General features: G+C 68.7%; 22 protein-coding genes. 9 read left to right on the forward strand and 13 right to left on the reverse strand.

Annotated features, from left to right (window positions below):
• Nucleotides 1-12: 12 nt before the first annotated feature.
• Genes ACFWMR_RS21690 through ACFWMR_RS21700 form a run of 3 tightly spaced genes read left to right on the forward strand, consistent with a single transcriptional unit; the run spans nucleotide 13 to nucleotide 2656 of the window.
• The gene (locus tag ACFWMR_RS21690) at nucleotides 13-918 is read left to right on the forward strand and encodes an aldose 1-epimerase family protein (protein WP_378379652.1); all 906 of its coding nucleotides are present in this window, start codon (nucleotides 13-15) and stop codon (nucleotides 916-918) included.
• Entirely contained in the window at nucleotides 918-1415 is a 498-nt protein-coding gene (locus tag ACFWMR_RS21695) for a GNAT family N-acetyltransferase (RefSeq protein WP_378379653.1), read from the forward strand. The genes ACFWMR_RS21690 and ACFWMR_RS21695 overlap by 1 nt, the downstream gene beginning before the upstream one ends.
• Before the next feature lie 11 nt (nucleotides 1416-1426).
• The gene (locus ACFWMR_RS21700) at nucleotides 1427-2656 is read left to right on the forward strand and encodes an amidohydrolase (RefSeq protein ID WP_378274163.1); all 1230 of its coding nucleotides are present in this window, start codon (nucleotides 1427-1429) and stop codon (nucleotides 2654-2656) included.
• Between the two features lie 175 nt (nucleotides 2657-2831).
• Here ACFWMR_RS21700 and ACFWMR_RS21705 read toward each other — a convergent pair whose 3' ends face one another.
• Together ACFWMR_RS21705 and ACFWMR_RS21710 are read right to left on the reverse strand one after the other, a co-directional pair.
• Nucleotides 2832-3449 (reverse strand): Uma2 family endonuclease, encoded by a 618-nt coding sequence (locus ACFWMR_RS21705; protein ID WP_378379654.1) that lies wholly within the window; start codon nucleotides 3447-3449, stop codon nucleotides 2832-2834.
• A 73-nt stretch (nucleotides 3450-3522) separates the two neighbouring features.
• Nucleotides 3523-4668: an acyl-CoA dehydrogenase family protein gene (locus tag ACFWMR_RS21710; protein ID WP_093933253.1), complete on the reverse strand. Its 1146-nt coding sequence runs from the start codon at nucleotides 4666-4668 to the stop codon at nucleotides 3523-3525.
• 103 nt (nucleotides 4669-4771) lie between these two features.
• Here ACFWMR_RS21710 and ACFWMR_RS21715 point away from each other — a divergent pair, with 103 nt between their 5' ends.
• The 4 genes from ACFWMR_RS21715 to ACFWMR_RS21730 all read left to right on the forward strand — a co-directional run bounded on the left by ACFWMR_RS21715 (nucleotide 4772) and on the right by ACFWMR_RS21730 (nucleotide 9339).
• Nucleotides 4772-5374 carry a TetR/AcrR family transcriptional regulator gene (locus ACFWMR_RS21715; protein ID WP_378379655.1) on the forward strand — a complete coding sequence of 201 codons (603 nt, stop codon included), beginning with the start codon at nucleotides 4772-4774 and terminating at the stop codon, nucleotides 5372-5374.
• Nucleotides 5375-5417: 43 nt separating this feature from the next.
• Nucleotides 5418-6359 carry a carbohydrate kinase family protein gene (locus ACFWMR_RS21720; RefSeq protein ID WP_378379656.1) on the forward strand — a complete coding sequence of 314 codons (942 nt, stop codon included), beginning with the start codon at nucleotides 5418-5420 and terminating at the stop codon, nucleotides 6357-6359.
• Between the two features lie 192 nt (nucleotides 6360-6551).
• On the forward strand, nucleotides 6552-7868 hold the full coding sequence (locus ACFWMR_RS21725) for a citrate synthase (RefSeq protein ID WP_093933256.1): 1317 nt from the start codon (nucleotides 6552-6554) through the stop codon (nucleotides 7866-7868).
• 121 nt (nucleotides 7869-7989) lie between these two features.
• Nucleotides 7990-9339, forward strand: a complete 1350-nt coding sequence (locus ACFWMR_RS21730) for a cryptochrome/photolyase family protein (protein WP_378379657.1) — start codon at nucleotides 7990-7992, stop codon at nucleotides 9337-9339.
• 54 nt (nucleotides 9340-9393) lie between these two features.
• Here the strand turns inward: ACFWMR_RS21730 and ACFWMR_RS21735 are convergent, their stop codons facing one another.
• From ACFWMR_RS21735 to ACFWMR_RS21770, 8 genes are all read right to left on the reverse strand, one after another.
• Nucleotides 9394-10584 carry an ABC transporter permease gene (locus tag ACFWMR_RS21735; RefSeq protein WP_378379658.1) on the reverse strand — a complete coding sequence of 397 codons (1191 nt, stop codon included), beginning with the start codon at nucleotides 10582-10584 and terminating at the stop codon, nucleotides 9394-9396.
• Nucleotides 10581-11507: an ABC transporter ATP-binding protein gene (locus tag ACFWMR_RS21740; RefSeq protein ID WP_378379659.1), complete on the reverse strand. Its 927-nt coding sequence runs from the start codon at nucleotides 11505-11507 to the stop codon at nucleotides 10581-10583. The genes ACFWMR_RS21735 and ACFWMR_RS21740 overlap by 4 nt, the downstream gene beginning before the upstream one ends.
• Complete coding sequence (locus ACFWMR_RS21745) at nucleotides 11504-11734, reverse strand: hypothetical protein (RefSeq protein ID WP_093933260.1); 231 nt, start codon at nucleotides 11732-11734, stop codon at nucleotides 11504-11506. Before ACFWMR_RS21745 ends, ACFWMR_RS21740 begins: the two co-directional genes overlap by 4 nt.
• The gene (locus ACFWMR_RS21750; RefSeq protein ID WP_378379660.1) at nucleotides 11731-12186 is read right to left on the reverse strand and encodes a hypothetical protein; all 456 of its coding nucleotides are present in this window, start codon (nucleotides 12184-12186) and stop codon (nucleotides 11731-11733) included. The genes ACFWMR_RS21745 and ACFWMR_RS21750 overlap by 4 nt, the downstream gene beginning before the upstream one ends.
• Nucleotides 12183-12728 carry a hypothetical protein gene (locus ACFWMR_RS21755; RefSeq protein ID WP_378379661.1) on the reverse strand — a complete coding sequence of 182 codons (546 nt, stop codon included), beginning with the start codon at nucleotides 12726-12728 and terminating at the stop codon, nucleotides 12183-12185. The genes ACFWMR_RS21750 and ACFWMR_RS21755 overlap by 4 nt, the downstream gene beginning before the upstream one ends.
• Nucleotides 12725-12994, reverse strand: a complete 270-nt coding sequence (locus ACFWMR_RS21760) for a helix-turn-helix transcriptional regulator (protein WP_005155992.1) — start codon at nucleotides 12992-12994, stop codon at nucleotides 12725-12727. The genes ACFWMR_RS21755 and ACFWMR_RS21760 overlap by 4 nt, the downstream gene beginning before the upstream one ends.
• Nucleotides 12995-13113: 119 nt before the next feature.
• On the reverse strand, nucleotides 13114-14655 hold the full coding sequence (locus tag ACFWMR_RS21765) for a glycerol-3-phosphate dehydrogenase/oxidase (protein WP_378379662.1): 1542 nt from the start codon (nucleotides 14653-14655) through the stop codon (nucleotides 13114-13116).
• On the reverse strand, nucleotides 14652-15215 hold the full coding sequence (locus ACFWMR_RS21770) for a TetR/AcrR family transcriptional regulator (RefSeq protein ID WP_093933264.1): 564 nt from the start codon (nucleotides 15213-15215) through the stop codon (nucleotides 14652-14654). Before ACFWMR_RS21770 ends, ACFWMR_RS21765 begins: the two co-directional genes overlap by 4 nt.
• A 97-nt stretch (nucleotides 15216-15312) precedes the next feature.
• On the opposite strand from ACFWMR_RS21770, the gene ACFWMR_RS21775 reads away from it, so the two are divergent.
• The gene (locus tag ACFWMR_RS21775) at nucleotides 15313-16932 is read left to right on the forward strand and encodes an FAD-binding oxidoreductase (protein WP_378379663.1); all 1620 of its coding nucleotides are present in this window, start codon (nucleotides 15313-15315) and stop codon (nucleotides 16930-16932) included.
• On the opposite strand, the gene ACFWMR_RS21780 is transcribed toward ACFWMR_RS21775, so the two are convergent.
• The 3 genes from ACFWMR_RS21780 to ACFWMR_RS21790 form a co-directional block, all read right to left on the reverse strand.
• Nucleotides 16910-17557, reverse strand: coding sequence for a gamma-glutamylcyclotransferase family protein (locus ACFWMR_RS21780; protein ID WP_093933265.1), 648 nt, complete (start codon nucleotides 17555-17557; stop codon nucleotides 16910-16912). The two genes, ACFWMR_RS21775 and ACFWMR_RS21780, sit on opposite strands and share 23 nt — an antisense overlap.
• A 97-nt stretch (nucleotides 17558-17654) precedes the next feature.
• Nucleotides 17655-18917, reverse strand: a complete 1263-nt coding sequence (locus tag ACFWMR_RS21785; RefSeq protein WP_378379664.1) for a C39 family peptidase — start codon at nucleotides 18915-18917, stop codon at nucleotides 17655-17657.
• Nucleotides 18918-19044: 127 nt separating this feature from the next.
• Nucleotides 19045-20766, reverse strand: coding sequence for a TIGR03767 family metallophosphoesterase (locus ACFWMR_RS21790; protein ID WP_378379665.1), 1722 nt, complete (start codon nucleotides 20764-20766; stop codon nucleotides 19045-19047).
• 172 nt (nucleotides 20767-20938) lie between these two features.
• Here ACFWMR_RS21790 and ACFWMR_RS21795 point away from each other — a divergent pair, with 172 nt between their 5' ends.
• The gene (locus tag ACFWMR_RS21795) at nucleotides 20939-21373 is read left to right on the forward strand and encodes a hypothetical protein (RefSeq protein WP_378274145.1); all 435 of its coding nucleotides are present in this window, start codon (nucleotides 20939-20941) and stop codon (nucleotides 21371-21373) included.
• Nucleotides 21374-21489: the final 116 nt, after the last annotated feature.

A 21489-nucleotide genomic window follows, 5' to 3' on the forward strand; every position in this document is an offset into this window, starting at 1 on the left:
AACCTCGTCGGCATGGCCAATCCCACCGGAGAGCAGTTCGAGATCACCCGCGGCAACGCGCGCGCCGTCGTCACCGAGATCGGTGCCGGGTTGCGCGCGTTCGAGGTCGGCGGTGTGCCGTACGTCGAGGCCTTCGCCGAGGACGAGAAGCCGCCGAAGGGTGCCGGGCAGGTGCTGCTTCCCTGGCCGAACCGCACCAAGGGCGGCCAGTGGGTCCACCAGGGCGAGAAGCAGCAGCTCCCGATCACCGAGGAGGCGCGCGGCAACGCGATCCACGGCCTGACCCGGCACGAAGAGTGGGAGCTGCTGGAGCACGCGGAGTCGTCGATCACCCTGGCCGTCGACGTCCCGGCGCAGGAGGGCTGGCCGGTGCCGTTGCGCGCGACGATCACCTACGAGATCTCGCCGCGCGAACTGGTCGTCACGCACGAGATCCGCAACGAGGGCGAGAGCCCGATCGGCGTCGGGCTCGGCACACACCCGTACTTCCGCGTCGGTGACGTGCCCACCGACGAGCTGACCCTGACGCTGCCCGCGAGCCGGGTCCGGCCGTACCTCGGCGACGAGCAGATGCCGTACGCCGAGGAGCAGGACGTCGAGGGGACCGAGTACGACTTCCGGTCCGGCAAGCTCCTTGAAGGCGTCGACCTCGACACGGCGTTCGGCGGGCTGAGCGTCGCGGACGACGGCAACCACCAGTTCGTCCTCTCGCACGGCGAGCGGGAGCTGGTGGTCTGGGCCGGGCCGGACTTCCACTGGGCGCAGGTGTTCACGCCGGACGACCTGGTCGGCCGCGGCCGGGCGGTGGCGATCGAGCCGATGACCTGCCCCGCCGACGCGCTCAACACCGGCACCGACCTGATCGACCTGGAGCCCGCCTCCTCGTGGACCGGGAGCTGGGGAATCAGGGTGCGCTGATGGCATCACCGCCGTCACCGCCGCTTCGGCTGGGGCCCGTGGACGCGGGCGAAGTGCTCACGCTGCAGCGCGCGGCGTACGTCCCGGAGGCGAGGGCGCACGAGAACATCGACCTCCCGCCGCTGCTGGAGACCTTCGAACAGACCAAGGAGGCCCTGGGCGATCCCGCGTGTTTCGCCTGGGGCGTCAGGGAATCCGGACGGCTGGTGGCCAGCGTCCGGATCGTCGTGGACGGCGGCGCCGGTCTCGTCGGCAGGCTCATCGTGGCCCCGGACAGGCAGGGACACGGGCTCGGCAGCGCGCTGCTTCTCGCCGCCGAAGCGGCCATGCCGCCGTCCGTGACCGTGTTCCGGCTGTTCACCGGCGAGCGCAGCGCCGGTCCGCTCCGGATGTACCGGAAGCTCGGCTACGTCGAGACGCACCGCACGCCCGAGGAACACTACGAGCTCGTCCACTTCGAAAAGCCCCGCGTGCGGACGGACGGCACAGTTCGTTAGCGTGTCAAAGTATGTCTGACAAAGCACAGGTCAAGGCCATCGTCGGTGGTTACGTCGTCCCTGTCGACGGTGAACCCATCGACGGCGGCACGGTCCTCATCGAGAACGGAAAGATCGTCGCGGTCGGCACGGACGCCGACGTCGACGTCCCCGACGACGCGGAACTGATCGACGCCGCGGGCAGCTGGGTGCTGCCCGGGTTCATCGACGCGCACGCCCACCTCGGCGTCCACGAGGACGGCGAAGGCTGGTCGGGCAACGACACCAACGAGATGACCGACCCCAACGGCGCGCGGTTCCGGGCGATCGACGGGATCGACCCGTACGAGCCCGGCTTCGACGACGCGCTCGCGGGCGGTGTCACGAGCGTCGTTATCAAGCCGGGTTCGGGGAACCCGATCGGCGGGCAGACGATCGGCGTCAAGACCTGGGGCCGGACAGTGCTCGACATGATCTTCGCCGAGGGTGTCAGCGTGAAGAGCGCGCTCGGCGAGAACCCGAAGCGGGTCTACGGCGACAGGAAGCAGACGCCGTCGACCAGGCTCGGCGTCGCGTCGACCATCCGCGACGCGTTCACCGCCGCGCGCAACTACGCCGCCCAGCGCGACCACGCCGCCGGCGAGGGCAAGCCGTTCGACGTCGACCTGACCAAGGAGACGCTGGCCAAGGTCCTCGACGGCGAGCTGTACTGGGACCAGCACGTCCACCGCGCCGACGACATGGTCACCGCGATCCGGCTGGCGGACGAGTTCGGCTACAAACTGGTGATCAACCACGGCACCGAAGGCCACCTGATCGCGGACCTGCTCGCCGAGCGCGACGTGCCGGTGATCCTCGGCCCGCTGTTCACCACCAAGTCCAAAGTGGAGCTGCGCAACCGCACCCTGCGCGCGCCCGGCATCCTCGCCAGGGCGGGCGTGCGGATCGCGATCACCACGGACCACCCGGTCGTGCCGATCAACTTCCTGGTGTACCAGGCGGCGCTGTCGGTGAAGGACGGCCTCGACCCGGAGACCGCGCTGAAGGCGCTGACCGTCAACCCGGCCGCGATGCTGGGCCTCGACGACCAGGTCGGCGCGCTGAAGCCGGGCCTCGACGCGGACGTGGCCATCTGGTCGGGCGACCCGCTGGACGTGATGAACCGCGCGATGCGGGTGTTCGTGCGCGGGCGCGAGGTCTACCACTTCGACGAGGAAGCCGGGGTCGGCGTCACCGAAGACAGGCGTTACCGCGAAGGCTGAGCAGGCGGCCGTTCGGTCACGTGGGTCGTGAGTGGTAAGTGTCGTTCTAACGGCACTTACCACTCACGAGCACCTGGACCGGCCTGGTCGCCGGGCCGGAAGGCGAACTCGCGTGATCAGACGGACGACAGGCCGTCCTTGCCACTCACGAGGTCGGTAGCGAAGCGGTTCCGTGCTAGGAAAGCAGCCGGCCGAGGTCCAATTTCACCGGAAACGGCTCGGTGGCGGTGAATTCACCGGTCATGGCGGGAGCATCCTGGTAGCCGAGTTCACCCGCTTGATGGCAGGCGACAAGCGAGACGGGCTCGCTGAGATCGACGATCCAGTAATGCGGAATCCCCGCGTCGGCGTACTCGCCGTGCTTGGTCACGTAGTCGGTGCGCTTCGAGCCCGGTGACACGATCTCGACCACCACGACGACGTCGTCCGCGTGATACATCGTGTCTTCCGCGTCGATCCGGTCGCCCGCTTCGCGAAGGGCGATGATCAGGTCCGGACGCCTGGCGAAGCCCGGCTCACCAGGTGGAACCAGCCCTAGGTCGACGTCGATGTCCTGGACGAACTCGAGGTGATCGGGCAGCTGCGATTCCAGCTGTCTCGCCAAGGCGTACAGCGCCTTGTTGTGCCGCCTCTTGGGGCTCGGTGACATGACGAGGCGGCCTTCCACGAGCTCGGTGAATCCCGAATCGGGCTCACCGAGCGCCGCGTACTCCGCGACGGACAGCAGGTGCTCCGGGATGGCCCACCCTGACTCACCGTGCGACCCCGTTGTGGAAAAGGGAAGGGCTGTCACAGCGTCTCCTCACGTCCTCCACAGTGTCTCATGGCTGCCGAGTGACCACTGGTGATCGTATCAGTGCGGAGAGTCAGGCCTTCCGGAGTTCCCGCGCGATCACCATGCGCTGGATCTGGTTCGTGCCCTCGAAGATCTGCGGCACCTTCGCCTCCCGCATGTACCGCTCCACCGGGAAGTCCTTCGTGTAGCCGGCGCCGCCGAGGACCTGCACCGCGTCGGTGGTCACCTTCATCGCGCCGTCGGTCGCGACGAGCTTCGCGATCGACGCCTGCCGCTGGAACGGCAGTCCGCGGTCGCGGCGGCGGGCGGCGTCGAGGTACATCGCGCGTGACGTCTCGACGGTGGCGGCCATGTCGGCCAGCAGGAACTCCAGGCCCTGGAACTCGATGATCGGCCGCCCGAACTGCGTGCGGCCCTTCGCGTATTCGAGGGCCTCGTCCAGCGCGGCCTGCGCGAGGCCGACGGCGCAGGCGGCGATGCCGAGGCGTCCGGAGCTGAGCGAGGACAGCGCGATCTTCAGTCCCTCGCCCTCCTCGCCGATCCGCCGGTCGGCGTCGACGGCGGCGTCCTCGAACAGCATCTGCGCGGTGGTCGACCCGGTGAGGCCCATTTTCCGCTCGGGCGGCGCGGCCGAGAGACCCGGCGTCGCCGCGTCGACGAGCAGGCAGCTGATGCCCTGGCCGCCGTCGTCGCTGGTGCGCACCATGGTCGTGTAGAAGTCGGCCTCACCCGCGTGGGTGATCCACGCCTTCGTGCCGTTCACGACGTACTGCTCGCCGTCGCGCCGCGCGCGGGTCGAGAGGGCGGCCGCGTCGGAGCCGGCGTGGGTCTCCGAGAGCGCGTACGCGCCCAGCAGACCGCCTTCCAGCATCGCGGGCAGCCAGCGGTCGCGCTGCTCGTCGCTGCCGTGGTGGGCCAGCGCGAAGCAGGACATCGTGTGCACCGACAGCCCGACACCGACCGACATCCACGCGGCCGCGATCTCCTCGAGAACCTGCAGGTAGACCTCGTACGGCAGCTCGCCGCCACCCCATCGCTCCGCGTACGGCAGCCCGAGCAGCCCGGCCTGGCCGAGCAGGCGGAACTGCTCGCGCGGGAAGTGCGCGGTCTCTTCGTACTTGCTCGCGATCGGGGCGAGTTCCTCGCGTGCGATCTCCTTGGCCAGATCGATCAGATCCTGAGCCTCGGTGCTGGGCAGCAGACGGTCCGCCGGCATGATTCCTCCGCGCTGAACTGTACTCAAAACAGTACTGTGGGCTGATTCAGCGTACAGTAGATGGCGCTGGGGGGACACCGTCCGCGTAAGGGATAGTGATCCGATGACCGAGAGCAGGACCCCGCGCCGTCAGCCCACCGCGCGTCAGCGAGCACTGCTCTCGGAACTCGAAGCCCTCTTCCTCTCCGAGGGGTTCTCGCAGTTCACGCTGGACGACCTCGCCGCCCGGCTCCACTGCTCGAAGTCGACCCTCTACGCGCTCGCGCCCAGCAAGGAGCAGCTCGCGGTCAAGGTGGTCGCGCACTTTTTCAAGGGCGCCGCCGAGCTCCTGGAGGAGCGGATCGGCGGTATCGACGACGCCCGGAAGATCCTCGGGGAGTACCTCGCCGGGATCTCCGAATACCTGAATCGCGCTTCGGCCGCTTTCATGACCGACATCGCCGAATTCGCGCCGGCGCGGGACGCGTATCAGCTCAACAGCCGCGCCGCGGCCCAGCGGATCCGGTCGTTCATCGACCGCGGCGTCACCGACGGTGTTTTCCGCGAGGTGCACGCGCGGCTGATCGCGGAAATGGCGGGGCTGATCATCGAGGGAATCCAGACCGGTGTCGTCGGTCAGCGCACCGGGGTGACCGACGCCGAGGCGTTCACCGCTTTGTCAGAGCTTTTGCTTGGAGGAATCGCGACAAAAAATGTCCTGAACTGACAATCATGGTGGTTTCGCCGCCCTCTCGGCTAGCATCGCGCCCGTGATCGTGGTGGGTGGAGAGGCGCTGGTCGACCTCGTTCCTGGTGAACCGTTGGATTCCACTGTGGACGGTGGGCTGCGCGCCCTGCTGCCCCGGATGGGTGGTGGTCCGTACAACGTCGCGCTCGCCGCTGGTCGGCTCGGCGTCCCGACGGGCTTCCTTTCGCGCGTCTCGAACGACCGTTTCGGGGTCGCGCTGGTGGACCGGTTGCACGCCTCCGGCGTCGACACCGTCTTGCTGCAGCGGGGAAACGAGCCGACGACACTCGCCGTGGTCGCGCTCGACGAAAAGGGTTCCGCGCGGTACACCTTCTACACCGAGGGCACCGCGGACAGGCTCGTCGGCGACCCCGGCCCGCTGCCGGACGGTGTGACGGCGCTCTCGCTCGGCACTCTCGGCATGGTCCTGGAGCCGGGCGCGAGCACGTACGAAACCGTGTTGCGCCGTGAATCCGCCCGAGGCGTGCTGACCGTCCTCGACCCGAACATCCGCGCGGCGCTGATCACCGATCCGGCGGCTTACCGGGCGCGGTTCGAGTCCTGGCTGCCGCACATCCGCCTGCTCAAGATCTCCGACGACGACACGGAATGGCTCGCCGAAGGCGCCGATCCGGTCGAAGCGGCAAAGGTCTGGACCTCTCGCGGAGTTGATGCCGTGGTGCTCACCCGTGGCGCGCAGGGGTTGTCCGTCATCACACGGGCGGGGGAAATCGCGCAGGTCCCGTCACGCCGAGTCGCCGTCGTCGACACCATCGGCGCGGGTGACACCGTGCAGGGCGCGCTCCTGGCGTGGCTGTACTCGAACGGGGTGCGCGACGTGTCCACTCTCGACGCCGACGGCTGGCGCACGGCGCTCGAATTCGCGGCGAAAGCGGCGTCGATCACGGTCTCTCGGAGTGGGGCGGAACCGCCGACGGCCGACGATATGGCATCCGCCGTGTGAACCTGGTCCCAAAGGGGCTGTTGTGAGCAACTCACCCGCTGCGCGTTGACCCCATTCTCGACTAGCGTGGAGGGGAATTCATACCCCAGCGGGGCGGTGTGCAGCGAGGCCGTGGGTCACGCGCGTGAAAGAGGGCGTACCTGTGGAACCTACAGGCGCCGCCGGCCCGTGCTGAACGTGAGAGGGACTTACATGTCCGACGCGACGACGGCTGCGGGGCAGTCCGGCGAGACCGCGACGCTGCGCCTGCCCAACGGCGAGCACGAGTTCAAGGTGATCCACCCGGTCGAGGGTGCGCCTGGGATCGAGCTGGGGAAGCTGCTGGCGACGACCGGGTACATCACCCACGACCCGGGGTTCGTGAACACCGGTGCCGCGTCGTCGGCCATCACCTACATCGACGGTGACGCCGGCATCCTGCGCTACCGCGGGTACCCGATCGAGCAGCTGGCCGGGAAGTCGACCTTCATCGAGGTCTCGTACCTGCTCATCTACGGCGAGCTGCCCACCCAGGCCCAGCTGGACGAGTTCACCGGCAAGATCCAGCGTCACACCCTGCTGCACGAAGACCTCAAGGCCTTCTTCAGCGGCTTCCCGCGCGACGCGCACCCGATGCCGGTGCTCTCCAGCGCGGTATCGGCGCTGTCGACCTTCTACCAGGACTCGCTCAACCCGTTCGACGAAGCGAACGTGGAGCTGTCCACCATCCGCCTGCTGGCCAAGGTCCCGACCCTGGCCGCGTACGCGTACAAGAAGTCCGTCGGCCAGCCGCTGCTGTACCCGGACAACTCGCTCGGCCTGGTCGAGAACTTCCTGCGGATGACCTTCGGCTTCCCGGCCGAGCCCTACGAGGTCGACCCGGACGTCGCCAAGGCGCTCGACCTGCTGTTCATCCTGCACGCCGACCACGAGCAGAACTGCTCGACCTCGACAGTGCGCCTCGTCGGCTCCTCCGAGGCGAACCTGTTCGCCTCGATCTCGGCGGGCATCAACGCCCTGTTCGGCCCGCTGCACGGTGGCGCCAACAGCGCGGTCCTGGACATGCTCGAGGGCATCCAGGCCGATGGCGGCGACGTCGCGGACTTCGTCCGGCGCGTGAAGAACAAGGAAAAGGGTGTCCGCCTGATGGGCTTCGGGCACCGGGTCTACAAGAACTACGACCCGCGCGCGAAGATCATCAAGAACACCGCGGACGAGATCCTCTCCAAGCTCAAGGGCGGCGACCAGCTGCTCGACATCGCGAAGAAGCTGGAAGAGACCGCGCTCTCGGACGACTACTTCATCGAGCGGAAGCTGTACCCGAACGTCGACTTCTACACCGGTCTGATCTACCGGGCGCTCGGCTTCCCGACGAAGTACTTCACCGTGCTCTTCGCGCTGGGCCGTCTGCCGGGCTGGATCGCGCACTGGCGCGAGATGATCCAGGACCCGGCCACCAAGATCGGCCGCCCGCGGCAGATCTACACCGGCTCCGCCGAGCGGGACTACGCGCCGATCTCGGAGCGCTGACCCTCCGGTCTCGTAAGTGTCATAAGGGGTCCCCATAGGGCGAAAAACGTCCCATGGGGACCCCTCATGACATCCGGGGGCCGGACTGCGCTCACCGCCGGTACCGCTTAGGGTTCCCCGGGTGACCAAAGAAGCCCCCGTAGTGCTGTGGTTCCGCCGCGACCTGCGCCTCGGCGACCACGCCGCCCTGCTGGAAGCCTCGAAGCACAGCAAGCACGTCCTCGCGCTGTACGTCCTCGACGACGCGCTCCTCAAGCCCTCCGGCGCGCCGCGCGTCGCGTTCCTGCACGGCTGCCTCAAGGCGTTGGAAGACCAGCTCGGCGGACGGCTGATGCTCGTCAAGGGCGACCCGGTCAAGGAGGTCGTGAAGGCCGCGCGGGAGATCGGCGCCGCGGCCGTGCACGTCAGCTCGGACACCGGCCCGTACGGCCGCCGCCGCGACGACGAGGTCAAGAAGGCCTTGGCGGAGCACGACATCGCCTGGACCGAGACCGGCTCCTCGTACGCGGTCACCCCCGGCCGGATCACCAAACCGGACGGCGACCCCTACCGCGTCTTCACCCCGTTCTACCGCGCCTGGGTGCGCCACGGCTGGCCGCGCCCGGCGGACACCGGAAAGTCCATAGTGGACTGGGTGGAGCCGCCGCGGTCGGTCAAGCTCCCCAAATCCCCGTCGCTCAAAGGAATGGAGCTGCCGGAGCCCGGCGAGAAGGCCGCGCTGGAGCGCTGGCACGAGTTCCTCGACGACGGCCTGGAGACCTACGACGAGGATCGCGACCGCCCGGATCGCCCCGGTACGACAAGGCTTTCGCCGTATCTGCGCTGGGGTTGCGTCCACCCGCGCACCTTGCTGGCCGACCTCGCCGGGAACGAGGGATCAGGCGCGAAGTCGCTGCGCGGCGAGTTCGCCTGGCGCGAGTTCCACGCCGACGTCCTGTGGCACCGCCCCGAAACCGCGCGCAAGAACTACGACTCCCGCTTCGACGCCATGGAACACGAGAGCGACGACGAGGGCTTCAAACGCTGGTGCGAGGGGCGCACCGGATTCCCGATCGTCGACGCGGGGATGCGGCAGCTGCTCGCCGAGGGCTGGATGCACAACCGCGTCCGGATGATCGTCGCGAGTTTCCTGGTCAAGGATCTGCACCTGCCGTGGTGGCTGGGTGCCCGGCACTTCATGCGGCACCTCGTCGACGGCGACCTCGCGTCGAACCAGTTGAACTGGCAGTGGGTGGCGGGCAGCGGCACCGACGCCGCGCCGTACTTCCGGATCTTCAACCCGACCACGCAGGGGGAGAAGTTCGACCCCTCGGGCGAGTACGTCCGCCGTTACGTCCCCGAACTCCGCTCCGTGCAAGGGAAAGCGGTGCACAAGCCGCAGGGCGTCAAGGATTATCCGGCGCCGATGGTCGACCACGCCCACGAACGCCAGGTCGCCCTGGAGCGCTACGGCGCCATCAAAGGTACGTGAAGGCCCCCTTCATGTACCTAGGCGCAATGAAGGGGGCCTTCACGTACTTGGGGGTCAGCCCTTCAGGGCCTCGGAAAGCTTGATCCGGCTGCCGACCCGCAGGACGCTGTTCTGGTAGATCCGCGCCCCCAGCCAGGTGAACAGGGCGATGGCGCCCACGGTCAGGCCCAGCGACAGCGCGACTTCCCACACCTCGACGGTCCCGGCCGCGATCCGCGCGGGCATCAGCACCGGCGAGAGCAACGGCACCAGGGACAGGATCTTCGTCCCCGTGCCCTCGGGGGACTGCGCCAGCAGGTTGAACCCGACGACGAAGCCGAGGATCAGCACGATGTTGACCGGGCCGATGACCGACTGGGTGTCCTCCTGCCGGGAGACCAGCGAACCCATCGCGCCGTAGACGGTGGCGTACAGCAGGAACCCGAGCAGGTACCAGACCACACCCCACAGCAGCGCGCCCGTCGCGACCCCGGACAGCGTCAGGACGTTGGTCGCCGAGGCGACGATCAACCCCGCGCCGCCGATGATGACCAGCTGCGTCAGCCCGACCAGGCCGAGCCCGATCACCTTGCCCAGCAACAGATGCCACGGCCGGACGGTGGAGAGCAGGATCTCGACGACCCGGCTGGACTTCTCCTCGACCACACCCTGCGCGACCAGCGTCCCGTAGGTCACGATGCTCATGTAGAGCAGCACGGCCACGATCAGCCCGATCACCATCCGCTGGGACTTCTCCGGATCCGGCGGTTTGATCGAGTCGACCTCGACCTGCGTCTGCCCGACAGTGCGCATCACCTCGTCGGGGGACTTCTGGGCCTCGGAAAGGATGCCGTTCAGCACTTCCTGCTGGGACACGCCGTTCAGCACGGTGCGCAGCTTGGTGTCCAATTCGGACTTGACGAGCACCTTCAGCTCGGTGGCGTTGCCGGACAGCAACGCGTCGAGATCGCCGCTCTCGACCTGCGTCTTGCCCTGGGCCGGATCGGCGACGGTGACGGTCTCGATCTTTTCGCCGAGCGCCTCACCCGCCTTCTGGAGCTGCTGCGCGATCCCGGCGGTCTGCCCGGTGAGCCCGATCTTGCTCTTGTCCTGGTTGTCGGCCAGCGTCGACTGCAGCAGGACGTAGCCCATCAGGATGACCAGCAGCACGGCGGTGCCGACCACGAAGGACCGGGTGCGCAGCCGGGTGTTCAGTTCACGTTTGGCGATGAGCCAGACCGCGCGCCACGACGAAACGGTGTTCATGCGGAAACTCCCTGTGCGGCGGGCTTCTCGGCGACGGCGTCGCGGAACAGCTCGGTCAGCGAACGCCTGCGCTTGGTGAATTCGGTGACCGGCCCGGTGGCCAGCGCCGCGGCGAGCACGGCCTGATCGTCGGCTCCCGCCTCGAGTTCGAGGATCGACGTCGGGCCGTTCTGCTCGACGGACCGGACACCGGGAACGGCCGAAGCCCAGCCGGGCGCGGCATTGGGCGCTGTGACGACGAGGCCGTTGCCCGCGCCCGCGGTCAGCTCGCCGACGGTGCCCGAGGCGACCATCCGTCCACTTCGGATGATGCCGACCCGGTCGCACAACCGCTCGACCAGATCCAGCTGGTGACTGGAGAACACCACCGGCACCCCGGTCGCCGCCTTCTCGCGCAGCACACCGCTCATCACGTCCACGGCCAGCGGGTCGAGGCCGGAGAACGGCTCGTCCAGCACGAGGACGCGCGGATCGTGCACCAGCGCGGCCGCGAGCTGCACGCGCTGCTGGTTGCCGAGGCTCAGCTTCTGGACCTCGTCCTTCTTGCGTTCGCTCAGCCCGAGCCGGGCGATCCAGTTCTCGGCGCTGCGGTGGGCGTCGTTGGCCGACATCCCGTGCAGTTCGGCGAGGTAGACCAGCTGCTCCAGCACCTTCATCTTCGGGTACAGGCCGCGTTCCTCCGGCATGTACCCGATGTGCGTGCGGGTCTCGTGGGTGATCGGCGCGCCACCGAGGCGCACCTGGCCGGAGTCGGCCGCCAGCACCCCGAGGACGATCCGCATCGTGGTGGTCTTGCCCGCGCCGTTGCTGCCGACGAACCCGAACAGCTCACCGGGCTGGACCTCGAAGCTCACCTCGTCCAGCGCGACCTTCGCGCCGTACTTCTTGGAGATCCGGTCGATCTCCAGTTTCCCCTCGGTCATTTCCACTTGCCCTCCTCCAAATACCGCACGAGCGCCGTGATCCCCCGATGGACGCCGGAAACCGTGCGGTTGCGCTGGATCAAGCCGTCCAGCTTGACGTTGCTCACCACCGAAGTGGCCCGGTAAACCAATACGGCCCTGACCGCGCCGCCGAACACCCCGCCCGCCACCAAAGCGACGGCGATCACCCCGATCGACACCTTGTGGCGCCGCTTGTGGCCGGTCATGCCGGAATCCCCTCGTCGAAGTCCTCTGGATCGTCGTCCGGCAGCTTCCAGGCGAGCCAGAGCGCCGGCAGCGACGTACCGAAGACGAACAACGCCGCTGTCATCGAAGAAAGCAACGAGCCGGAATCCGGCTGCCCGGCCGCGTAGAGCCCGTAGGCGAGGTCCACCAGCATCAGCAGGCAGATCCCCTGGAACGCCGCGTAGTGCGCGCGGTCGCGCAGCAGCAGCTCGCGCTCGTCGAGGTCCTTCGCCGCGGAGCCGGGTCTGCCGACCGAACGGCGCAACACGGCCGCGGCGCCGACGCACAGGCACAGCCCGGGGCCCATCATGCCGACGGCGAACCACAACGTCGGCTCGCGCAGCAACGCGGCTCCGGCGATGACCACGAGGTGGCCGATCACCGCGGCGACGGCGAGCCGCCGCCGATCAGAGCGGGTCCTGGTGACGATCATGCGGGAGTCACCTCCTCGAAGTCCTCCGGATCGTCGTCCGGCAGCGACCAGCCCAGGATGACGCCGGACAGCGTGGTGCCGGCGACCAGGAGCGCGCAGCCCATCATCGCGCCGCGCGCGCCGCCGTCCTCGGTGCCGGAGACGAGCAGGCCATAGAACACCGCGACGATCATCAGCGCGACCAAGACCTGGTAGCTGATGAACGTGGCACGGTGACGCCATTCCCGCTCGCGCTCGTCGAGCCGGCTGGAGAAGCCGTTGCTCATCTTGCCGGTCAGGATCCGCAGCAGGTAGTGCGCGCCGCCCGCGACGACGCAGCCGCCGAACCAGCACACGAAGAAGACCACCTCGGGTGCCACGTGGAACAGGGCGGCGCCGGTGATCAGGATCAGGTTGCCCGCCACCACGAACACGCTCAACGTCCGCCGCCGTTTCCTCGTCCGCCAGGACGGAAGCCGCTGGGCTCGCTTGCGTTCCAGCGCCTCCCAGCGCTCCTGCTGACGCTCCCAGTACGTCGCGAGACGGCCTCGTTCCTCACTCATGTTCCCCCCTCCCGGTAGACCTGAGTGGACAGTGGCGTGAACGGTTCGCGGCTGAACACGGCCTCGACCGGGAGGTCGAACACGGCGCAGATGCGAAACGCCAGGTCGAGGCTCGGGTAGTGGTCGCCTCGTTCGAGTGCGCCGATGGTCTGCGGATTGACCTCGACCGCCGTCGCGAGGGCGGCCCGGCTCAGTCCGCGCTCGGCGCGAAGTACGGGAAGCCGGTTGTAGATCGGCAGCTCTTTGCCGCGTCTGACCGGGCTCATGGAACATACTGTTGCAAAAACCCAACGACTCGTCAAGTTGAGGGCGCGCTTCACCGCATCTAGAGGACTAAATGCGGTAGTTGCGCACGCAAGTACCGCATTCAGAGGACGAAACGCGGTCAGGCGAGGCCGGCGAGCGACTTGTCGACGAGCTCCTGGACGCGGGCGCGGGCGGCCTCGGCGTCGGAGGTGACCAGGCCGAGCCGGGTGCGGCGCTCCAGGACGTCATCGACGTCGAGCGCGCCCTCGTGCCGCACGGCCCAGACGACCTCCGCCGCGCTGATCTCGGTGCCGTCGGACAGCGGCAGGCCCAGTTCCGGATCGACCTCGCCGAGCGCCGCGACACGCGGCGCTTCGGTGCCGTACTTGGCGACCAGCCGGGCCGGTGCGTCCACAGAGGACAGACGATGGCGCGGAGTCGCGCCGAGCAAAGGGAGCCGGGACGTGGTCGACGGCCCGGCACGCTGCCCGGACCGCTTCAACGCCGCGTCGACGGCGTCCTCGGCCATCTTCCGGTACGTCGTCAGCTTGCCGCCGACGACGGTGAGCACGCCGTCGGAGCCGGTCACCACCGCGTGTTTGCGCGAGAGATCCGCGCTGCGTCCGCCGCCGCCTTCGACCAGTGGCCGCAGTCCGGCGAACGAGCCCGCGACGTCGGCACGGGTCAGCGGGCGGGTGAATGCCTTCGACGCCACTTCGAGCAGGAAGTCCACATCGGACTCCGGCACGGTCGGCACGCGCGGGACCGGGCCGTCCGTCGGTTCGTCGGTGACCCCGACGAACACGCGGCCGTCGGGTTGCGGCAGCAGGAAGACGAACCGGTTGTTCTCACCGGGGACGGGGACGTTGACCGACGTCGCGCCGATCCGTGCCGCCCCCGAAGCCAGGATGAGATGGGAACCGCGGGACGGCCGAAGCCGCACCGACTCCGCCAGCTCGCCCGCCCAGACGCCCGTCGCGTTGACGACCTGACCGGCGCGGATCTCGATCTCCTGCCCGGTGAGCCGGTCGCGGGCCAGCACGGAATCGGCGTCGAGCCGGAGGGCTTCGACCCGCGTGAGGATCTTCGCGCCGCGTGACGCCGCCGTGCGCGCCAGGCTCACCACGAGCCGCGCGTCGTCGGTCAGCGCGCCGTCGTAGGCCAGCAGCGCGCCACGCAGGCCTTGGGGCGACAGGCCGGGCGTGAGCGCGAGCGCCTCCGCGGCCGGGATCGACCGCGGCCGGGGCAGCACCGACGCCGGGGTCCTGGCCGCCCGGCGGAGCCCGTCACCGGCGACGAGGCCGGTCATGATGAACGCCTGCTGACCGCGGGAAGTCTCGGGATACAGCGGGAACAGCTGCGGGATCGCCCGGGTGAGATGCGGGGCGGTGCGGGTCATCAGGATCCCGCGTTCGACCGCGCTTTCGTGCGCCAGCGCCAGATCGCCCTTGGCGAGGTACCGAAGCCCGCCGTGGACCAGCTTGCTGGACCAGCGCGACGTGCCGTACGCCAGGTCGTACGCCTCGATCAGCGCCACCGAGAGCCCGCGCGCGGCCGCGTCCAGCGCGATCCCCGTGCCGGTGACACCGCCGCCGACCACCACCAGGTCGACCCGCTCGCCGCCGGCCAGTGCCGCGAGCTCCCGCTCACGGCGCAGAGCGTTGAGCGAGCCTGGCGTCACGGTCGCAACGCCGCGTCGAGCACGTGGGCGAACTCCGCCATCAGGGCTTTCTCGTTCACGTCCGCGGTGGCGGGCCGGTAGGAGAACGTGAAGGACTGGATGAGCAGCAACAGGGTGCGCGCCTGCGAGGGCAGGTCGCCCTTGCGGATCGAGCCGTCTTCGTGGCCGCCTCGCAGCAGGTGCAGGATCACGCCTTCGGCGAAGCGCTGGGTCTTCCCGAGCCGCTCGACGATGTAGGGCAGGACCAGTTCGGGGTCGAGGTCCAGCAGTGTGCGGAACAGCGGGTCGCCCGACAGCGCGGCGACGGCGGCCGTCGAACTCTGGACGAGCTTCTCGCGGAAGTGGGCCGGTTCGACCTCCGGTTCGGCGGCGCCTTGCAGCAGGCCGCCGAATTCCCGGGTCATGAGGGTCGCGAGCACGCTGCGCACGTCCGGGAACCGGCGGTAGACGGTCATCCGGCTGACCTTCGCCGTCCGCGCTATCTCGGCGAGTGTGGTCCGCCGCACGCCGACGGCGAGCACGCACTTCTTCGCCGCGTCGAGCAGAACGTCGTCGGACACGCGTGTCGAGGCCTGGCGGGATCGGGTGTCCGCCAGTGCCGAGACGCCTGTTTCCGCAGGTGAGTGACGTTTTACGTCCATATGTAACACTGTAGTCGTGACCGAGCTTATTGACCACCGGTTAAGACGATCCTGGACGCCCGAGGCGGGTGACGCGGCCCACCTTCCGGCGAAGGCGCTGCGGTGGCTCGTCCAGCGTATCGGCCCGCTGGCCTCCGCGGCGCCGTTCGCACCCGAATCGGCGCTGTCCGTTCCCGAACCGCGACTGGACGAACAGCCGAAGCGAGACCTCGAAGACCTCGTCGGCGCCGAACACGTTCTGGCGACGCCGGGGGAACGGCTCGCGCGGGCGAGCGGCCTGTCCTATCTGGACTTGGTGCGGCGCCGCGGGTTCGGTGATTTTCCGGTGCCGGACGCCGTCGTCCTGCCGGGGAATCCCGGCGAAGTCCAGTCGGTGCTGGAAATCTGCGCACGGCACGACGTCGGCGTCGTCCCGTTCGGCGGCGGGACGTCGGTGGTCGGCGGGGTCTCGGCGCTGCGCGGGGACAAGAGCGCGGTGATCGCGCTCGACCTCACCAGGCTCGACGGCCTGGTCTCCGTCGACCCGGTCTCCCGGATCGCGGTCCTGCAGGCGGGGGTCACCGGCCCGGAGGCCGATCGGCTGCTCGCTGGGCACGGTTTCACCCTCGGGCACGTGCCCCAGTCCTACGAGCGCGCCACGATCGGCGGCTACGCCGCGACCCGGTCCGCCGGGCAGGCCTCTTCGGGTTACGGCCGGTTCGAGGACATGGTTTCGGGCGTCCGGCTCGCGACCCCGCGCGGCGAATGGAAGCTCGGCGTCGCGCCGGCGTCGGCCGCCGGACCCGATCTGCGGCACCTCGCCGTCGGCAGCGAGGGCACGCTCGGCGTGATCACCGAGGTCGCCCTCCGCGTCCGCCCGGTCCCGGAAGTCCGCCGCTACGAGGGCTACGTCCTCGACGGCTGGGAGAACGGCACGGCGGCGGTCCGCGAACTCGCCCAGCGGCACGTGCTCGCGGACGTCACACGACTGTCCGATGTGGACGAAAGCGAGGTTTCGCTCGCGCTCAACGACAACTGGAAGACCAAGGCGCTGCGACGGTATCTCAAAGCGCGCGGAGTCCACGCGCCCTGCCTGCTGATCGTCGGCTGGGAAGGCGCGTCGAAACGCGAGGTCGCCCGGCGACGCCAGGAGACCACGCGGGTGCTGGAGCCGTTCGGCGCGGTCCGCATCGGTGACGCGCTCGGCGAATCCTGGCGCCGCGGCCGGTTTTCCGGACCCCGGCAGCGGGACGCCTTGCTGGACAACGGTGTCTGCGTCGAAACCCTGGAAACCGCCGCGTACTGGGCGGAACTGAGCGACCTGCGTGACGCCGTCCGCGCCGCGCTCACGGCCACGCTCGGCCGGGCCGTCATCATGTGCCACGTCTCGCACGCGTACGAAACGGGCGCTTCGCTGTACTTCACCGTGCTCACCGCGCGCGACGAGGCCGATCCGATCGGCCAATGGCAGCGGGCGAAGGCGGCGGCGTCGGAGGCGATCACCGGGATCGGCACCATTTCGCACCACCACGCCGTCGGTGTCGACCACGCGCGGTACCTGTCGGCGGAGATCGGTGAAATCGGCGTCGAAGTGTTGCGGGCGGCGAAAAAGGCCGTGGATCCGGCCGGGATCCTCAATCCCGGGAAGCTTCTTTGACCAGCGTCCCGGCCTCGACCAGCGTGCAGTCCAGGCCGTGCGTCTCGGCGGGGATTCCTTCCAGCGCCGCGGCCCGGCGCTGTTCGAGGTCGGCGACGCGGATGTGCCTGCCGTCCACCAGGATCGGCAGGCGGATGTCCGCGGCGCCGACGTAGGCCACCACGTCGTCGAGCACGGTGCCGTCGTCGAGGGTGATGGCCGGCGCGGTCAGCCGCACCAGGCGGTAGCGCTGCCCGTTGCCCTCGCATTCGTCGAGGACGGCGATCTGCTCCGGGGTCGCGAACCAGACGGCGTGCTCCTCGACGATGCCCGGGGCGGCGGCGAGCGTGGCGGGCCGCTGCCCGTCCCGGAACCGCAGGCCGGACGCCCAGACCGCGGCCAGGTCGGTGCAGCGCGCGTTGCAGACGACGACCGGGCCCGTCAGGCCCATGTTCTCCCGCAGCCAGGTGATCTTCGACGGGCACGCGTTCGAGCCGTAGGCCAGCACGGCTTGGCGCTCGCGCCAGCCTTCCGGCGCGGTGTCGAGACTGTGCCCGGCGCCGTCGAAGTGGACGAACGAATGACCTGGCCGCGCTCCCGGGTACGGGTCGGCGGGGAAATCGGCGTCGGTGAAGAGTTTCACCACGTCACCTCGTACGGCATACCCACCTCCGAGTAGTCGACTCCGTAGCTTGCCACGGAATCGACTCCGGCCGCGAGATCCGCTCGGGTGGGGAACCGATTCAGTTGGGCGTGATGATGTAAGCGACCCCTCCCGGGCCGCTGGAAACGCCGCCCGTGGTGTTGTATCGCTTGGTGCGCTGCCAGATCGTCTCGAACTGGTGTCGCTTGTAGACGTTCCGGACTCGGTCGTTGCTGCTGGCGGCCGGGTCGTTCGCGATCACGTCGCCGTCCTTCGTGAAGCCGACGACGACCATGATGTGCCCGGCGGTGCCGTAGCCCGCGCCGTCGAGTTCCTCGGCCTTGAACGACTGCGACGTGATCACCGGGATGCCGCGCGCGATGTAGTTTTCGAGTTCGTTCAAGGAGTGCAAACGGGTGATGTGCCCACGCAGTCCGAGTGAAGCGGCGTACGCGGTGTTGAACGGCCAGTTGCCGGTTCCGTCATAGGCGTAGTCGAACGTGTAACGGGCCGCGTACGCGACTGTCGGATCGACGTAACCCTCCGGGATCCACGCCATGTCCTCGGCCTTGGGCCGTTTGCCCCAGTACTCGGCCACCATTTCGGTGGACGTGGGGCTGCACCAGTTCTCCCCGCCGCCCCCGTATTCCGGGAACTGTCCTTTGTGGAGGTTCTGGGCGTAGGCGGGCACCTTGAGCTCGATGCCGGTGGCGCGGCCCGGTTTCGTCGCCCGGACCTCGAACCGGTCCGGGACCAGCGACGTCATGGCGCCGACCGACGTCACCGACGGCGTGGCGCGGGAACCGGCCTCGCGATAAAGGCTCACCCGCAGCTGATACGACCTGAGCGCGACTCCCGCCTTCATGACGAGCGTGTCGACGTCGACCGCGGCGTTGGCGTCGCTCTGGCCGTCGACGCTGGTGCGCTTGATGTCGGCGTCCCCGGCGGCCCACCGGCCCATGACGTACCAGGCGGTTTCGGCGCCCGACGCGGTGCGGCCCTTCGCCTCGATCTTGATCCAGGTCTTGGCCGGTGTCTTCGCGTTCCACGACGCGACCAGCTGGGAGGCGTCGAAGCCCTGCTTGTGACTCCTCGACGTCCATTGGCCGTATTCGTAGGTTTTCGTGGTGCCGAGTGCCGGTTCCGTGTGCTCGACGGTGCCGATCGGGCGGTCGATGCGCAGCGCGCCGCGGTCGAGGTCGAGCCCCTCCAGTCTGCCGTCACGGAAACCGTGTCGACCGGACCATTCGTGGTGGTCGATCGACTCGTCGTCTCCGCGGCCGGGGCCCGCCTCCGCCGTCTGTGCCGTCACCGCGGTCAGCGTCGCGATCGTCAGCATCGTGACCAGCCCTCGTATGCGCATCCCGGCTCCATCCCTCGATTCCACCCAGTAGGGAAGGGATTTTCGCCGGTCGCGCGAGGTATGTAAACAGTTGTCTGCAAGACGGCCCGAGCTTGTGTCGCTTTCGCGACCAGCGGGGCGCCGGGTGTCAGGCGAGGGGGTGGGTCAGCAGGAGTTCGGTGTTCTGGTCTTGGGCGGTACCGACCGCGCCGAGCGAGGCGTGGATGTCGTTGTACGAGAACTCCCGGTAAAGAGACGCAAGCGCTTGCGTCGAGGTGTCCGAGTACGACGCCTCGTACGGTGCCTCCGCCTCGATCAGCGTCGTGAACAGCGAAAGCGTGCCGTCGGCGTTGTCGGCGACCTCGATGATCCGCGCGTGCTGCGGGAAGTCGATGTGCGACGCGGTGTTGATCTCCCAGAAGCCCTGCTTCGCCGTCTTGCCGGGGTGCGGGGTGATCTTGTTGTGGTGCGTGTGCCCGTTGACCCACGCCAGCACGTTCGGGAACCGGTTCAACAGCGAGACGAACGTGTCGCCGTTGAGCCGCGGCTCCAGCGGGTGCCGCGCGTCCGGGAGGACGTTGCCCATGGTGCCGCTGGTGTGGTGGCTGAACAGGATGAACAGCTCGTCCGTCACGTTCTTCGTGACCTTGCGCCCGAAGAAGTCGTAGTACGTCGAGCTGTTGCGCTTGAGCGTGTTCTCCACCCAGGTGAACTGCCCGAGCCCGATCGACCCGTCGGCGAGACCGGCCATCGTCGTGGTGTCGAGGCTGATGCCGACGACGCCCGGCGCGATGCGGAAGGTGTAGTACACGTTCCGTCCGTCGGCGTTGTTCCCGCTGAACCCGTGGCCGACCGGGCCGGGTCCGGTGTTGGCGGTGTCGAGGTGATGCTGCACGAACTCGGCGGTGCTGAACGGCCGCCGTCGCTCGTCGGGGGTGATCTCGCGGATCGTGCCCGAACCGCCGAACAGTTCCGTGATCGGGACGCCGGAGCCGGAGCCGATCGCCTTGGCGAGCTTCCGCGACGTCGTCTCGTCCTTGCCGATCACCTTGAAGCGGCCGGTGTACCAGGCGTCCATCCCCGGCAGATCCGGCACGGTGCCGACGATGCTGTCGTCGTGGTTGCCGAAGGTGCAGAACCACGGGACGTCGAGACCAGGCGAGGTGAAGGTGTTCGATGCCGCGCCGAGCAGGCCGGGTAGCTGCGGGAAGCCCTTTTCCGTGTACGCGTCGTCCAGCGGCTTGCCGGGATTCCAGTAGTGCGAAGACCCGGACGTCTGGACGCCTTCGTGCGTGTTCGGGTCGCCGGACGTGGGGTTCACCGTGCCGCCGTTGAGCACCTTGAGGAACCATTCGAGCTCGATCAGCTCGTGGTTGTCGGTGTTGTCGCCGGTGGTGACCATGAAATCGATCGCCCGTCCGGTGAACGGGCCCGCCTTGAGGCTGTTCACGCGCTCCACCAGCGCCGTCGTCGCGACCGGGCCGAGCGTCTCCTGCGGCCGGTGCGCCGAGCCGACGAACGGGTGCAGGTACTCGAACCGCGCCGGGCTCTCGGCGTCGGTGAAGTGCAGGTCGGTGAACTGCGCGAACGAGGCCATCGCGCGGCGCCGGTCGTCGCGGCCGGACTTCGGCGCGGCGAGATCGCCCCGGACCACGAGCGGCCAGCCGGGGCCCGCGGTCAGCCGCGTGTAGTTCGGACCGCTCTTCAGTGGGGCCGCCGCGGATTCCAGCGTGGTGCCCGCGGTGCGTGTCGCGCGGGTCGTGGTGAGCGCGAGCGCCCGGTCGAGCGCGTTGGCGGTCGGCGTGCACAGCAGCAGGCCGACGCCGGCGGCGCCTGCCGTGGCGAAGGTGCGCCTGGAGATGTCGGACATGGCGGTGCCCCTACTCGTCGCGGGTGGGTGTCGCGGAAGGACGATGCCGGACGACGTTAGCCGGGGGGTGAACTCTGGAAAAGGGTAATGCGAAAATTTGTCACGTTTGGCCGAACCCGAAAGGACCGGGGCCGGTTACGCTGTTCGCTCGGCGAATGAGGAGGTGGCCCCGGTGGGTGCTTCGGCTTGGTCTGTCCGCGGCCGGTTCGACGGCGACCCGGAAGCCGCGCTGGACGCGATGAAGGCGCAGGTCTTCGCGGAGGGTGACTACCTCTGGGAAGAGGACGAACTCGGCCGCCCGGACTCGGTCGACGAGCTGTACGAGGTGGAGAGCGTCCAGGAGTCCGGGACCCACTCCGTGCTCGACGTCCACGAGTTCATCAGCGCCACGGGCGAGGACGACTTCGGCACGATCCGGCCCTTGACCGACGACGAACTCCTCGCCGCCTTCGGAACCGAGGAACCGTCCGTCGCGGGTTTCGACGAGCTCGACAAGGCGGGACAGCTGCCGTACGAGCGCCGCCCTCGGTGGAGCGCGAACTGCGCGCTGCTCTACGAAAACGACGTCGCCGTCGAACTGGCGATCTGGGGCGTCTCCGGCGACTAGAGCGGGGCTCCGCCGAGGCGTCGGTTCCGGGTGGTCACCGCCGCTCCTGCCCGCTTCCCCAGTACATGATGGCCCCCTTCCTTGCGCCTAGCGCAAGGAAGGGGGCCATCATGTAC

This window comes from Amycolatopsis thailandensis, assembly GCF_042723255.1.
GTDB lineage: Bacteria > Actinomycetota > Actinomycetes > Mycobacteriales > Pseudonocardiaceae > Amycolatopsis > Amycolatopsis thailandensis.

Excerpts from the sequence above, each read along its gene's own strand:
- ACFWMR_RS21690 (WP_378379652.1), top strand. The coding sequence starts at position 13 with ATGGCCAATCCCACCGGAGAGCAGTTCGAGATCACCCGCGGCAACGCG.
- ACFWMR_RS21695 (WP_378379653.1), top strand. The coding sequence starts at position 918 with ATGGCATCACCGCCGTCACCGCCGCTTCGGCTGGGGCCCGTGGACGCG.
- ACFWMR_RS21700 (WP_378274163.1), top strand. The coding sequence starts at position 1,427 with ATGTCTGACAAAGCACAGGTCAAGGCCATCGTCGGTGGTTACGTCGTC.
- ACFWMR_RS21710 (WP_093933253.1), bottom strand. The coding sequence starts at position 4,668 with ATGCCGGCGGACCGTCTGCTGCCCAGCACCGAGGCTCAGGATCTGATC.
- ACFWMR_RS21715 (WP_378379655.1), top strand. The coding sequence starts at position 4,772 with ATGACCGAGAGCAGGACCCCGCGCCGTCAGCCCACCGCGCGTCAGCGA.
- ACFWMR_RS21725 (WP_093933256.1), top strand. The coding sequence starts at position 6,552 with ATGTCCGACGCGACGACGGCTGCGGGGCAGTCCGGCGAGACCGCGACG.
- ACFWMR_RS21735 (WP_378379658.1), bottom strand. The coding sequence starts at position 10,584 with ATGAACACCGTTTCGTCGTGGCGCGCGGTCTGGCTCATCGCCAAACGT.
- ACFWMR_RS21740 (WP_378379659.1), bottom strand. The coding sequence starts at position 11,507 with ATGACCGAGGGGAAACTGGAGATCGACCGGATCTCCAAGAAGTACGGC.
- ACFWMR_RS21745 (WP_093933260.1), bottom strand. The coding sequence starts at position 11,734 with ATGACCGGCCACAAGCGGCGCCACAAGGTGTCGATCGGGGTGATCGCC.
- ACFWMR_RS21750 (WP_378379660.1), bottom strand. The coding sequence starts at position 12,186 with ATGATCGTCACCAGGACCCGCTCTGATCGGCGGCGGCTCGCCGTCGCC.
- ACFWMR_RS21755 (WP_378379661.1), bottom strand. The coding sequence starts at position 12,728 with ATGAGTGAGGAACGAGGCCGTCTCGCGACGTACTGGGAGCGTCAGCAG.
- ACFWMR_RS21760 (WP_005155992.1), bottom strand. The coding sequence starts at position 12,994 with ATGAGCCCGGTCAGACGCGGCAAAGAGCTGCCGATCTACAACCGGCTT.
- ACFWMR_RS21785 (WP_378379664.1), bottom strand. The coding sequence starts at position 18,917 with ATGCGCATACGAGGGCTGGTCACGATGCTGACGATCGCGACGCTGACC.
- ACFWMR_RS21790 (WP_378379665.1), bottom strand. The coding sequence starts at position 20,766 with ATGTCCGACATCTCCAGGCGCACCTTCGCCACGGCAGGCGCCGCCGGC.